11 protein-coding genes are annotated in these 13,909 nt (G+C 46.6%); 5 read left to right on the forward strand and 6 right to left on the reverse strand.

Translation table 11 applies throughout. The annotated features are described in order from the left end of the window. Positions 1-2 precede the first annotated feature (2 nt). The 3 genes from E4N69_RS04165 to E4N69_RS04175 all read left to right on the forward strand — a co-directional run bounded on the left by E4N69_RS04165 (position 3) and on the right by E4N69_RS04175 (position 4,386). Positions 3-911 (forward strand): XdhC family protein, encoded by a 909-nt coding sequence (locus E4N69_RS04165; RefSeq protein WP_253715284.1) that lies wholly within the window; start codon positions 3-5, stop codon positions 909-911. Positions 912-1,075: 164 nt separating this feature from the next. Continuing rightward, the gene (locus E4N69_RS04170; protein ID WP_253824612.1) at positions 1,076-3,778 is read left to right on the forward strand and encodes a valine--tRNA ligase; all 2,703 of its coding nucleotides are present in this window, start codon (positions 1,076-1,078) and stop codon (positions 3,776-3,778) included. 23 nt (positions 3,779-3,801) lie between these two features. Further along, complete coding sequence (locus tag E4N69_RS04175; protein WP_162662864.1) at positions 3,802-4,386, forward strand: hypothetical protein; 585 nt, start codon at positions 3,802-3,804, stop codon at positions 4,384-4,386. A gap of 67 nt (positions 4,387-4,453) precedes the next feature. On the opposite strand, the gene E4N69_RS04180 is transcribed toward E4N69_RS04175, so the two are convergent. The 5 genes from E4N69_RS04180 to E4N69_RS04200 form a co-directional block, all read right to left on the reverse strand. Next, positions 4,454-4,708, reverse strand: coding sequence for a hypothetical protein (locus E4N69_RS04180; RefSeq protein ID WP_162662866.1), 255 nt, complete (start codon positions 4,706-4,708; stop codon positions 4,454-4,456). A gap of 128 nt (positions 4,709-4,836) precedes the next feature. Continuing rightward, positions 4,837-6,483 (reverse strand): diguanylate cyclase, encoded by a 1,647-nt coding sequence (locus E4N69_RS04185; RefSeq protein ID WP_253824613.1) that lies wholly within the window; start codon positions 6,481-6,483, stop codon positions 4,837-4,839. Continuing rightward, the gene (locus E4N69_RS04190) at positions 6,480-7,982 is read right to left on the reverse strand and encodes a motility associated factor glycosyltransferase family protein (RefSeq protein WP_253824614.1); all 1,503 of its coding nucleotides are present in this window, start codon (positions 7,980-7,982) and stop codon (positions 6,480-6,482) included. Before E4N69_RS04190 ends, E4N69_RS04185 begins: the two co-directional genes overlap by 4 nt. Next, positions 7,979-9,433 carry a 6-hydroxymethylpterin diphosphokinase MptE-like protein gene (locus tag E4N69_RS04195; protein WP_253824615.1) on the reverse strand — a complete coding sequence of 485 codons (1,455 nt, stop codon included), beginning with the start codon at positions 9,431-9,433 and terminating at the stop codon, positions 7,979-7,981. The genes E4N69_RS04190 and E4N69_RS04195 overlap by 4 nt, the downstream gene beginning before the upstream one ends. 56 nt (positions 9,434-9,489) lie before the next feature. Next, complete coding sequence (locus E4N69_RS04200; protein ID WP_253824616.1) at positions 9,490-11,748, reverse strand: hypothetical protein; 2,259 nt, start codon at positions 11,746-11,748, stop codon at positions 9,490-9,492. Positions 11,749-11,956: 208 nt separating this feature from the next. On the opposite strand from E4N69_RS04200, the gene E4N69_RS04205 reads away from it, so the two are divergent. Beyond that, positions 11,957-12,406, forward strand: coding sequence for a septum formation initiator family protein (locus tag E4N69_RS04205; RefSeq protein ID WP_162662876.1), 450 nt, complete (start codon positions 11,957-11,959; stop codon positions 12,404-12,406). Further along, on the forward strand, positions 12,381-12,935 hold the full coding sequence (locus E4N69_RS04210) for an L-threonylcarbamoyladenylate synthase (RefSeq protein WP_162662879.1): 555 nt from the start codon (positions 12,381-12,383) through the stop codon (positions 12,933-12,935). Before E4N69_RS04205 ends, E4N69_RS04210 begins: the two co-directional genes overlap by 26 nt. Before the next feature lie 58 nt (positions 12,936-12,993). Here the strand turns inward: E4N69_RS04210 and E4N69_RS04215 are convergent, their stop codons facing one another. Continuing rightward, positions 12,994-13,908: a tyrosine-type recombinase/integrase gene (locus tag E4N69_RS04215; RefSeq protein ID WP_253824617.1), complete on the reverse strand. Its 915-nt coding sequence runs from the start codon at positions 13,906-13,908 to the stop codon at positions 12,994-12,996. Position 13,909: the final 1 nt, after the last annotated feature.

The raw sequence follows: 13,909 nt of genomic DNA on the forward strand, positions 1-13,909 counted from the left end.
CTATGGATACCGAGATTTTAAAGTATGTTACAGCCGATACGGCAAACGGTATTACGGGCGTATTATGCACAATTATCGAAGCGCATGGATCTTCGCCGCGGGAAGCCGGGACGTCGATGTGGGTAACTCCGGATCTTGTCCGCGGTACGGTAGGCGGCGGTGTTTCCGAACATGAAGTGATCAAAAAGGCACGTGAAATACTGAAAACGGACGATGCTACCTGTATCATAAAGAAAAATCTTACCGCAGAGGAAGGTCTCGCGTGCGGAGGTTCTATCCAAGTGTATCTTGAAAAGATAGGGAATGATCCTGAACTGTTTATCTTCGGCGGCGGACACGTTGGGCGTGCGCTTGCAAAACTTGCTGCTTTTATCGGATTTCGAGTTACCGTCTGGGATGACCGTGCCGATTGTATTACGGAAGATTTGTTTCCGACAGCGCGGCGGCTCTGTTGTCCGCTGGAACAACTCTTTCTCAAAGAAACGGGTGCATCTATTCAAAATAATAAGGCAGTGCACGATAATTCGCTGTCTTGCGGTAGCACTGAACCGCAGGAATCCCTACAGGTGTCTCATACCGTCCTACAGTTCCATAAAAATGTGTACTGTGTTGCGGTAACCCGCGGGCATCGCTGCGATGCGGATGTGCTGCGGTATCTGTACGGTAAGAAACTTGCCTATATCGGCATGATCGGCTCATTTGAAAAAAATGCTGCGGTGGTAAAAATGCTTGCAGATGAAGGTCTTAGTAAGGAATACCTCGATTCTATCTATAAGCCGATAGGTCTGCCTATCAGAGCGGAAACTCCGGAAGAAATTGCCGTCTCCATCGCCGCCGAGCTTATCGCAGTGAGACACCACGGAAATCCTGCATTATTGCGCAGCGGCTATGCCGACTCCCGACACGGATAGAATTGTAATTAAATGACACGTTAAATTACCCATTACCCACTGGAATCAACCATTACAAATTATCCATTATCAATTAACCGTACCCTTGAACGATACTCGAAAAATAACTAAAATATCTACTTATTATAGAAAATTATAGAAAAACAGAGCTGGAGGCTGGGGGCATGGAAGACCTATTGCACACGATTGAATTGGAAAAAGCATATAATCCTAAGGATTTTGAAGATAGAATCTATGTGGATTGGGAAAAGCAGGGGCGCTTTAAGCCGGTTAAAAAGACCGCTAATGCCGGTAAATATGTCGTAGCCATTCCTCCGCCTAATGTAACCGGTGTTCTCCACATGGGGCACGGCTTAAACAATGTGCTGCAGGATGTCGTTGTCCGCTACCACCGCATGAAGGGTGATGAAACGCTCTGGATACCCGGTACCGATCATGCCGGTATCGCAACGCAAAATGTGGTTGAACGTCAGCTAAAGGCGGAAGGCAAAACACGGCACGACCTCGGACGGGAAGCCTTCCTCAAACGCACGTGGGAGGTCAAAGAAAAACACCATTCGATTATCACCAATCAGCTGCGTAAAATCGGGGCTTCCGTCGATTGGTCTCGGGAACGGTTTACGATGGACGAAGGGCTTTCCCATGCCGTCCGCACAGTATTCGTTACACTCTATGAACGCGGTCTTATTTACCGCGGCAACTATCTGGTTAACTGGTGTCCTTCCTGCGGTACTGCGCTTGCGGACGATGAAGTTGATCATGAGGAGACCAAAGGGGGAATGTACCATATCCTGTACCCCCTTGCGGATAAAAACGGTGCCCCCTCCGCGTCGGAATATATCGAAATAGCGACAACCCGTCCCGAAACGCTTTTGGGCGATACCGCCGTTGCCGTACACCCCGATGATCCCCGCTATACTCATTTAATAGGAAAGAAGCTCGTACTGCCGCTGACCGGCCGCTGTATCCCGATTGTTGCAGACAGCTATGTCGATAAGGAATTCGGGACGGGCGCTGTAAAAATAACCCCTGCCCACGACCCCAACGACTGGGAAGTCGGCAAGCGGCACAATCTCGAAGTTATCAATATATTAAATCCCGACGGTACGCTGAATGCGGCGGTACCCGAAAAATACTGCGGCATGACGGTGAAAGCCGCCCGTGAAGCGGTTATCGCCGATTTGGAGGCAATGGGCTTATTTAAAGAGAAAGAAAATATTAAACATGCCGTAGGGCACTGCTACCGCTGTCACAGCGTCGTAGAGCCGTACCTTTCGGAGCAATGGTTTGTCAAAATGAAGCCGCTTGCAGATAAAGCGCTTGCCGCGTGGAAAAAAGGCGAACTCGTGTTCTATCCGCAAAAATGGGAAAATACGTACAGTCATTGGATGGAAAATATCCGCGATTGGTGTATTTCGCGGCAGCTGTGGTGGGGGCACCGGATTCCGGTGTGGTATTGTAAAGACTGCGGTAAGATGACCGTTTCGGTAAAAGATGTAACCGAATGCCCCCACTGTAAGAGCGCCGCCCTCAAGCAGGATAGCGATGTGCTCGACACGTGGTTTTCCAGCTGGCTGTGGCCGTTCTCGACGCTCGGCTGGCCTGAAAAAACCGAGGATTTACAGCGCTATTACCCGACATCCGCCGTCATCACCGCGCATGATATTATCTTCTTCTGGGTTGCCCGTATGATTATGGCGGGGCTTGAATTTACCGGTACCGTTCCATTCCGAGATGTTTATCTGCATGACTTAGTGCGCGATAAACAAGGACGCAAGATGTCCAAATCGCTCGGTAACGGTATTGATCCGCTGAATATTATCGACGAGTACGGCGCCGACGCTCTTAAATTTACGCTTACCTTTATGTGCACGCAGGGGCAGGATATTCTTATCGACAACGAATCCTTTAAACTCGGCTCCCGCTTTGCCAATAAAATCTGGAATGCTTCACGTTATATCTTAGGAAATCTCGAAGGGCGGCGCATTGTTCCCGTTTCCGCCTCTGAATTAACCGAGCTTGACCGATGGATTTACCATACCCTCAACGAAACGGTTAAAAACGTGCGGGCAGCCTTTGAAGGGTACCGCTATAACGAGGTAGGGCACGGCATTTATGAATTCTTCTGGAATAATTTTTGCGACTGGTATGTCGAAGGGACAAAGCTTTCCTATAAGAGCGGCGATGATGCGGAAAAGGACCGGATAACCTCGGTACTGCTTGCCGTTTTGGAAGAATCGCTCCGGCTGCTGCATCCTGTGCTTCCCTTCGTTACCGAAGAAATCTACCGAAAACTTCCCGAACACTGCGCCGCCGGAGCTTCACACCGTGCAGAGGCGCTGATAACCGCCGATTATCCCGTCTATTGCGAAGAGCGTATCGATACGGTAGCCTCCGCACGCTTTACTGCGCTACAAAATATCGTACGGCTTATCCGCACGCTCAGAGCGGAATGCGGTATCGATCCTCAGCTCAAGCTGCATATTGCGCTCTATATCGAAGCAGGTTCTCCCGCAGCGGCTGCGTTTGAGAATATCGATTTAATTAAGTTATTGGCGGGACTCGCTGATATTGCCTTTATCGAGACGCCCGCCGGTAAACCTGCAAATTCCATTGGAACGGTAGGGCCGGGCTTTGAAGCCTTTATCATTACCGGAACCGAGGTAGACCGCAGTCAATTGGCTGCACGCTTTACGAAAGAACTCGAAAAAGAAAAACAGGCGGTGTCCCGTTTAGCGGCAAAACTTTCTAATGTGAATTTTACGGCTCATGCCCCGGCCGAGGTTGTCAAAGCAGAAAAAGAAAAGCTGCATGAGGCAGAACGGCGGATTGAAAAATTTACGCTGTATTTGAGTGATCTTGTGTAAAGATTCCTCGGAAGGATAAGAAGATGGAACAACATGAAGTAGCACTGTTAAAAGGGATGTATCTTGCGCCCTATATTCATTTGGCAACCAGTTTACGGGGTAAAGCGCGCCATGCCGGCGGTAATATGTTTCGCCATCAACTCGATACGATGGCTACGCTTATCGACTACGGCTATATCGACAGTATTTTGTTGAAGGCGTCGATCGTCCATGACGTATTGGAGGATGTACCTGATTTTAATGTGAATGAACTATTGTCGATCGATTCGGAATCTTCTGCCGTTTATGAATTGGTTATGGAAGTTACCCGCCGTCCGGGGCAGACAAAGCCTGAATATCTACAGCATATTATCAGGCATGGTTCACAGCGTGCAAAGGTTCTTAAATGTGCCGATCGAATCAGTAATATGATCAGTTTAGGGTTTGTAAACGACCCTGAGTTTATTAAACGGTATTGTAATGAAACAGAGGTGTATGTATTCCCGATTGCGCTTGAAGTGAACTTTGATATGTATAACGAATTGCTATATCTTGTACAGTCCCGCTTGCAATATCTTGCTGATTTTGAATTTCTTCATCAACACCGTAGAGATACCGCGTCTGTTTAAGAGATAAGGTCTATTAGTGTGTACGGAGCTGCCATTTTTCAGCAGCCCCTTTTCCTATTTTCGTAATTTATTCGTCGAAGTCATCCTCAAAACTGTCATCATCGTCATAGGCGTCATCAAAATCGCCATCGTCAAAATCATCATCGAAGTCGTCATCAAAATCATCATCGAAATCATCATCAAAGTCGTCATCGCTAAAATCATCGTCAAAATCATCATTGCCGAAATCATCATCAAAGTCGTCATCGAAATCATCGCCGTCATCGAAAGGAGCAGCCGATAAAAAATGATTTCCGAAAAAGAAAGAAACCTTGTTACTCATAGTGAACCATCCATTGTATTTTTAGAATATCTTATAAAAATGCCTTAGCGGGAAGGCACCGCCGTTCGGTAAACAGCAAAAGCATAATAATAAGAGTATATAGCTCTGTCAACAGGGCGCATTGCAATTTAGCTTAGTCGTGCGAGGCAACGTCGGTATTTATCCGGATTAACTCTAAAAGCCACAATAGGATCGCTGCCTTCTTCGGTGGCCTTGCTGATTGCTGCCGAAGCTTCTTCGATCATGCGGGGAGCAGGAATTAGTCGTCCTGCTCGTGTCGTGAGCCCAATACTGAGTGACTTTTTGGTAGAATCATCCAACACTGTATAGATTTCATCGTAGAGGGTGCTTGCAATTTGCATTGCCTGATCCAGCGGTGCATAAAAGATGATGACGCCGAGAATGTCTTTATTAAAGGCAAACACCTTATGGATACGATCAAGCGTCGAGCGTAGTAGATGAATAATTTGCTGGTTATGAGGTATATCAGTTGCATGAATAAGCAAAAGCGTTAAGTCCTCTTCGGCAACGGCTGTTTCGGTAATCGCAGTTGTTAATTCTTCTATGAGTGTGGCTTGTTCAAGTGAATGGTCTTCACTGCATGCCTCACCTGAAATCGGTGCATTTTCAAAGGTAGTAACGGATGCTTGTTTTGTATGTTCCTGTGATTCGGTTATAGGTTTCAGTGTTTGTGTGTGATTTTCAAAGGATCCGTAATTTTCTGCACCGAAATTCTGTTTGGTATTCGATTCCGAAGTACCGCTCGTTTTTGAATTATCCGTTTCAACTGTGTTTGAAGATATCGATCGTCCTGCATCGATGCCTTCTTGTTCCTCCGTCACACCGCGTTCGAGCTGTGTGTCTTCTGCGTGTTTCGGATATTCGGGGCGTTTTTGTTGGGACCGTTCATCATCATAGATATGGAGACGGTTGAGCGATTCAAGCTGAACATTTAACGGGAGGGAAGATGCCGTTTCAACCGGTTTTCCGTTATTTTTTTCCGGAGACGGCTGGTCACTGTTATTTTGCATTCTCTTGTGTGGATCAAAATTTTCCCTTTGTTGGAGAGTTGAAGTCTCTGTTCCAGTGAATGGTTTTGCAAACGGTCTGATTGTCTTCTCGTCACTCGTTGCAGTAGAGGGAATTTCGTCAACTTGAACAGCATCGGATTCCGTGGTATCCGTTTTAGAGGTGTGCGCAACACTTTCAAGCACGGTTTTCCTTTCGGAAGGTTTTAGATTTATATATGAGAAGATCAGCACCGAGGCAGTCATCAGTACAATCAACAGAAATAAAAAGAATACTATTTGACCGCGATTAAAGACCGTTTCAAGCGGAAGCATTTGGAGTGCTGCATGGGCGGTAATAGTGTTACTCGTTTTTTCAATAGGGATATGTATTTGAGCCGCAGTAAAAAAAAGCGGCAGGTTTTTTACTTCGACCATATATTGTTCATTATATGAAAAAATATCGGTATTTTTCGGCCAGATAAACACGATACCGGTACTATCTCTAAGTAAAACCGCTTTTACATACTTGCTGTAGTTACGGCATAGCTGTTCAAGTTGTACTTGTAGTTGGGTTGGGTTACGCTCCTGAGCGGATTCCGACAAAATTCTGCCGGTATGCTGAGCAAACATCTTAAAGTTCTTCAATGCTTCTGTTTTTCCTGTGGTAGAATCACTGTGAAGGGTGAAAACAAACCATAGTAAACTTCCGATAATAACAAGCAATGCGCACACGGCATAGACCGACATCAGTATTTTTTTCATCATAGATCAGTATACTCCGAAATGAATTCCAATACAAGTTCCATATCGGTCAAATTTCCTTTTCTATGAGCTTTACACCATGCAAGCGCGGGAAGGAGAGTCATTACGGCATTCCGATCGTTTTGTCGCAAGCTTTTTGTAAAGGATGCAAGGAATGCCGTATACGGGAATTGCTGAAAGTCGCTCTGTTTCCAAGAGCTGATATGACGTTTTTCCACTTCAAAAGCTGCTCTGTAAGAATCCAAAAGTGTTGTCCGATAGTTGAGTCCTTGTGCTGTCTGTTCGCTGTAGGTTTCGGTACGGAACATGAGACGGACAAACGAGTGCTCTTGAGGGCAAATACGCATCGCGATGCCGGCATATTGCGCTGAAAGGTAGGTTCCGCGACTATACGCTTTGCCGCCGGTATAAGCAAAGTCCATTCCGCTGCATTCGATATGCCGGTAACCGAGTGCCTGTGCCGCATGGTAGGCTGCGACGGCAACGGTGCCGGAACTCGTAGCAAGCGCCGGGAAAGGGGAAAAAAGTGCGGCTGCTTGGACAAGCGGATGTCCGCCTGCCGTAAAAAAGAAGGCATTACCGTTTTCATAAAAGCGGCGCGCTCCGGTGGTCTGTGCCGAAAGGTCGAAAATACCTGTTGTTTCTTTAGATATGGCGCCGATAGTGTGTTGATATGAGATATGCTGTGGATCAATTGCGATGAAGAATTCCGGTGTAATACCGCTTGCGCATACGGTGGGGAAGGCCGTATCGGTACAAAATACGGTGTACTGCCGCCGCTCTTTTTTCAGCAACGATAAGCCGACTTCCAAGCTTGGACCTGCTCCCAATATGAGTGCCGTTCGAGTGGTATCAGTACGTGGGTAAGCCGGCTTGATAGAACCCGCAAGGCGTAAATTTAGAAAGGTATTGCGCAGCCAGATTTTCCCAAAATGTGCTTGAACTGAAAAGTCAGCTTTGATTTTTTCAAGTGCATGCTCGATCTTCTCCGGTAAATCTTTTACCTGAGCTTTATAGTATTCATTCCATGTCCTTAGAATATGATAGCCGAAGGTACCGTGTACAGCCGGTAAATAGGCTGCTGTAAGTGCAATTTCAAAGGTATCATCGGTACATGGTGGCAAAAGAAATACTCTGCTATCGGCGAACAGCTCCGTATAGTCGATGAGCGAAAGTAGTTGTTTGAAGGACTCATAATCGGATTCCGTAATTGCACAAAACGATTGAGGATATTTATTTAAAAAGATTTTGATGTGGATGCCGTTCCCCAAGCCGCAAAAAAGCATAAAACCGGCTCCAGAGGTAATGGTGCGTTCTGCCTCTCGTACAGGATTGTAAAGAGATTGCAGCGCTTGTCCCGATATAAAGAGCGGCACCGATTCACCTGTCTTTGCCGGTACGACACCTTTATAGGCAGTGCCTGTATGAGAGCGTTGGAGATTTTCTGCGAGTTCCGGCTGTTTAAGGCGTATTGTCGCGAGGTTCATCTCTAAGACTGTCATGTTTCTATCCTTTTAATGAGTGAGCCGAGTATGCGGCTTACCTGTTCCGCCAAGTTTGTTTGTGCCTTTTTATCTACAGGATTTTTTACCACGTTACAATAAGCGGTATAGTTGCACAAGGCGCATATCTGTTTTTCAAGCGTTGCCGCCTCTTCTGCGAGTCGCGTCGGTTCCGTTGCGATTAATGCAGGCACCTCAGTACGCAGTATGTTTAGTAGGGCAAGGGCTATCTGTGTGCGTTCCTGATGGGAAAGCGTGGGGTAAGGGGTTACCGAAAGTCGTGCTTCTGTTTGCACGTTATCGGAGATACCGGTTGGCAGGTCTATGGGTCTGATATTCGCCAGCGGTGCCCCCCCCGTACCGGTGCGAAAAAGTCTCCGGGCGGATTCAGGCGGTAGCTGCAAAAACCATTGTCGGTAGGTTTCAAGTGATTGCGCCGCGAAGTTTTGTACGGCGAGTGCATCAGCAAGCGGATGTACTCTGTTCGTTTCGGCAAACAAGCGTGTGATACTTGCATGCGGCTGTGCGTGGATAAAGCCTTTTGCAGCTGTCAAATCGACGCCTGCGAGGATGATATTTCGATTTGTATGCCGCAGCAACAGTTCGCAGGCCGTTCCCGTTACTGTGCCATTTTCACGGGCAACAAGTGGTTGTATATTTGTCGCTGTAAAGAGAGCTGTTTCCAGCGGAGAATTGTAAGAAAGCGGTACACAGAGATGGTTCTCCAGTATTGATGTTGGAACAGCTGCTTCGAGTGGAAAAGTAACGGGAACGCCTTGAGGCAATCGCGTAAAGTGAGACAATGCCCAATAACCGGCATCAGTACCGATGCACAGGTCTATCGGTATATTCCGCGCTGTTAGGGCAGCACATGCCGAGGATACGGCAAGGATAGAGTAGGATGTTGCCTGCACTGCGGTGAGCTGTTCTAAGCTCGGCCCCGCTCCGGCTAAGATAAAATCCTGCGCTCCGAATTGCAACGATGCAGGTTGCTCAAGATTAATAAAGTTACAGATCGTGTTTTTAAGCCACTTATTTCCAAAGAATGAACGGGTATGCATGATGCTCGTCAGCATATCGATTGTATTCCGGATAGTTTTCCAGATTGTATTCGCTGCATCGGGAAAAGCTTTGTCGGCAGCTTTCCAGCTTATAAAACGAGTCCCTGCCAGTTTTTCATCAGGTATATGTGATAGTAAGAAAAAAGGTAAGCTTCCGTTCCCCGGCCGCCAGACAGCATCCCAGAGGTTATCGGAGTCGGAAAAAGCTATTTCGTTGTATCGCACTGCGATACGCTTTGCATATGGAAATTTTGCTTTCAGTACCGATGCAAGGTAGGACTCTCCCGGTTCGGTTATGACGATAATCGACGGATCACCTTCAATAGTGGAAGCAAACTGCTCAGCTTCTTTATTAGGGTTATATTTTGAATGGAGGCGGAAAGGAGACATGGGGTCGGTCGGCCGCTATGCAGAACTCGCATAGCGGCACTGGGAAGATTCTGTTATCAGGAAATGCCTAATTCTTCGAAAAGATGTTTATAAGTTTCAAAATATTCAGATTTGGCAAACTCTTCAATCTTTTTTTCGGGTAAGGCTTCCAGTAATTGATCCATATAGGAAAGAACCGATTTAATCTCGTTTTTCAGTTCTAATGGGATAGAAATGGTTTCCCGCTTTTTGCTTGCAGCTTGCAGCAATGTTTCCTGTTTCGGTTCTTCGAGAACGCTTTCTTTTTCCGACTCAAGTTCGGGAATCGCGTCTTCAGCGATTGCGTCTAATTCTTCGATCGTATCTTCAGAGGCTTCAGATTTAGCTTTTTCGGCTTCCGATTTCATAGCAGGAGCTTCTTCGATAAAAGGTTCTTCGATAAAAGGTTCTTCGATAATTTCTTCCTTCATCTCCGCTTCTGCGGTACTTGATGAGTCTGCAAACGGATTCGGGAAATCTTCATCATTTTGAAGCTCGTGGATAGTACGCTCTCCTTCCATTTCTTCGGAAGACTGCGTCTCATTGTTAACCGATTCCATTTCTGTCGAAGGAACTTCAATCTCCTGTTCCGAAGGTATATCAAAGGCCTCTATATTTATATCTTCAAAGTCGCTTTCGTCATCTACCGACTCTGCTTCTTCGATATCTTCAAGCTCGTCCGCTTCTTGATGATGTTCCGCATCTCCGTCAATAAGCTCCATATCTTCATCCGTAACTTCCGATTGATCGTCAAGGTAGCTAAGATCTTCGGGCAGCGATGTAATGGGGGCGGGTTCTACATTAAAGACAGGATCTGAGGCAAGAAGCTTTTCCCCTTCTACCTCAGGTTTATAACTGTTATTCGTCTCTTCCGAAGAAGGCTCCGCTATACTATCCTCAAAGGAGTGATCGACAGAAGGCTCTTCTTGAATCTCCGGATCAATATCTTTTGTAAGTACAGGCGGCACTTCATAGGTTTCGGTTGCTTCCTTGGGAGTTCCTTCATCGGTAGATGATCGCTCTCCATCTTCAGCGTTCCGTTCTTCGGTAAAGTCCGCAGTAATAAGGATGTTATTTAGCTCATCACCAGTGAGGGCAATCGTTTCGTCCGTGTCATCATCGCTGAAAAATCCAGAACTTTCCGTGTCGGCAGCTTTGTTTTCTGTATGCGCGGCAGTATCTTTTACCGGTATTTCGGAAATTACTTTTGATTGAGCTGTCATACCAGCTTTTAAGCTATTCAACTCTGCCTTCAGATCACTGATTTCGTGAGCAATTTGCATCAGCAGTTCCGTCGCTTTATCTTGTTCAGGGGCAGTGTGTCGGGATGGTTCGGCTGTTGTGTCCATGGTTTCCTTTGAATCCTTTTCCAGAGCGGGTTCTATCGGTTCTTTTTCAGGTTTGACGGCTTGCCGTGTTGAAAGCAGATCCTCTTTAACAGCTTCAACATCGTCAAAGAAGGTTGTGTCCTCCGCATCGGATGATTCGTTGTTTGTCTCCGTGCCGAAAATCGAAATATCGGCATTATCTTCTACAATTTGTGGAGACAGTTCCGAAAGCGGCTGTCCCTTAGCTGCTTCATCGTCGGCCGTAACATCAATATCGAAAGCGGCCTCTTCTTTTTGTTCATTGTGTTTGGATTCTTGCTTTTCAGAAGCATCATCTTTGAGAATATCGTTAAAATCATCGACTACCTCAAAGTCATCATCCGATCCGGAGTTTTCAGCCGGAACGGCGTCTTCAAAATCGTCAAGAGAAATTTCGCTGAAGTTTTCGAGTCCTGCCGGTAGTTCATCATTATTCGAATGTTTTTCCGTATCGTCCGTAATTTCGGTAAAAGCAAGGTCTATTGGCTCTTCTTCAACAAATGTGTCGGAATTTTCTTGATGCGTTTCTTCTGCGGGGATGTCATCCGAGAAAAAATCATCAACATCCAGCGACTCAAAACTGTTTTCGTCAAGCGCGACATTGGGAGAATCACTGTCGGTATGCGATGAAGCGGGTGTTTCCAGTGCTATTTCAGTTGAAGTATTTGTGTCGTCCAATTCTTCAAGTTCGGGTATTTCCGTATCGGCAGCCATATCCGAAAAAGAGAAATCATCATCAAAATTCGTGCTGTCTTGCTCTGAGCCTATGTCGGAATTGCTCGTAAATTGAGAATCGTCTGAATCGAGCGGTTCATTAATATCTTTCTTTTTCTTAAGCCATACACCATACATATCCAATTTTTCCGTACTTTTACTGTTTATAGAAAAATTAGGATCATATAAATCATCGGTTTTGTTAAAATTATCCATAAAAATTTCTCCACAAGGGCGGCGTCATTATATCATGTATCGGCATACCCTGTATATAACATGAGTGGAAGTCGTGCCGAGAGTTTCTAAAAACTCAGTATTTGCAGGTACTTCCCTACCGATTTTGTCGGTGTCTTCAACTTTCTATTGTACCTTATTTCAAATAAAATTCAAGAAAATATTTATTTTGCCGTTATTAAAATCGAGTATGAAATTTTATTTGAAAGCTATTACGCCGATCTTCGTATTTGCGTTTTTTTATAGTTTTTTGAGTATTTGTTTGGGGGCACGCGGTTTTTTTGCACGCCAGCAGCTGAAGCGACAACACGAGGCTCTTGTACGGCATGTGCAGCTTCTGTCTGATATCGGAGAAGATCTGAATATCCGTATCGCGAATTTGTCCTCCGATCCTCAGACCATCGTCGTGTACGCGCATGAATTAGGATATGTTCAAAAAAATGAGCGGCTTATCAAATTGATGAACTTTTCCGGGGCGGCGGAGCGTACCGAGGATGCCGGCGTTGTGTATTTGATAGAGGCTCCTCGCTATTTGCCGGATACTGTATGCAAAACGATTGCAGTTTCCATGAGCATTATCGTAATTATATGCGAGATGATTGGAAGTAAAAAAAATGCGCATTCAAAAAAAAGCTCCTGATTCGATGGATGTTGTTGCCGCGGAACTCAGGCGTGGCAATATTGCGGTTATCCCGACGGATACGATTTACGGTTTTTCCGGTTTGATCGGCAAGACTGCCGAAGCAATTGCCCGCATTAAAGGAAGATCGGAAGATAAACCGTTTATCGCCCTCATCGCCGAACCGGCGGATATTTACCGCTATACCGAAATAAAAATTCCCGAACATATTCTGAGCTTGTGGCCTGCGCCGCTGACGCTCATTGTCCCATTAAAAGGGAAAGGGCAGGGGACTCAAGCCTTTCGATGTCCCGCAGATGATTGGTTGCGGAGTGTCGTCGCTGCGGCGGGGGATGCGGTGTATTCGACAAGCGTCAACCGTTCGGGAATGCCGCCCCTTACCGACATAGATGCTATTTGCTGCGAATTTGAAGATTCCGTTTCGTTAATTGTCGATGCCGGTAATCTTGAGGGACTCCCTTCTACTCTTGTGGATTTAAGTTCCGGTACTCCCCGCGTGCTCCGCCAAGGTTCTGTCGTTATTGATTAATAAGGATAATCGCATCAAACTGTTTTGCTGTATTTCCCGCAGAATAAATAGGCTATATCTATCCGTGCGGATGGGCTTTGTGGTACAGCTCTTGGAGCTGGGCTGCCGTGATGTGGGTGTACCGTTGGGTAGTCGTGATATTGCTGTGCCCCAACAGTTCCTGTACGACTCGTATGTCCGCTCCGCGGGTGATGAACATCGAAGCAAAGCTGTGCCGGAAGGCATGCGGCGTCAGTTTTTTATAGTTCGGGAGAAGGGCGGTGTACCGGTTGATGATGTACCGGATGCCCTGCGTTGTAAGCGCGCCGCCGCGGCAGTTTAAAAAAAGCGCGTCTTCCGCAACCGAGGTTTTTAAGCCGTCCTGTTCTTTTAGGTAGGCAATCAGTTCCGCCCGCTCCGTCAAATACTGCTGTACCGCTTCCCGGGCAAAGTCCGCAAAGAACACCTTGCGTTCTTTGCTTCCTTTTCCTTGTACGATTGCCCAGCTGCAATTTCCCTTTAAATCCGTTATTTTGAGCCCTTGCAGCTCCGCCGCGCGGCAGCCGGTAGAGTAGAGCGATGAAAAGATCGCCGCATCGCGGGCGTACCATAAAATACCCGCTTCTTTGGGAAATTCACAGAAGCGTTCCGCTTCGTCGGGAAAGAGGAAGCGGGGCAACTTATCCGGCTGTTTGAGGTTGCGGACAACCGCGGCGGGGTTCGTGGTGCAGAGCCCTTTCTGCAGGGCATAGCGGTACAGCCCTCGTACGCAGGAGAGGGTGCGGTTAATGCTTGCCGGTGCAAAATGCCGGTTGCCGAGGTCTGCAACAAAGATGCGTACCTGTGTTCTCGTAACCTTTGTAAAGGACAACTCATTGTCCGCAAGCCAATCAGAAAAAAGTTTGAGGTCGTTCCGGTAGGCTTCAATGGTTTTTTCCGAAAAATGCCGCACCCCTGCGCTGTAGGTGAGGTAGTCTTCAAAGACCGTATCCATC

It is taken from the genome of Treponema sp. OMZ 906, assembly GCF_024181185.1.
GTDB lineage: Bacteria > Spirochaetota > Spirochaetia > Treponematales > Treponemataceae > Treponema.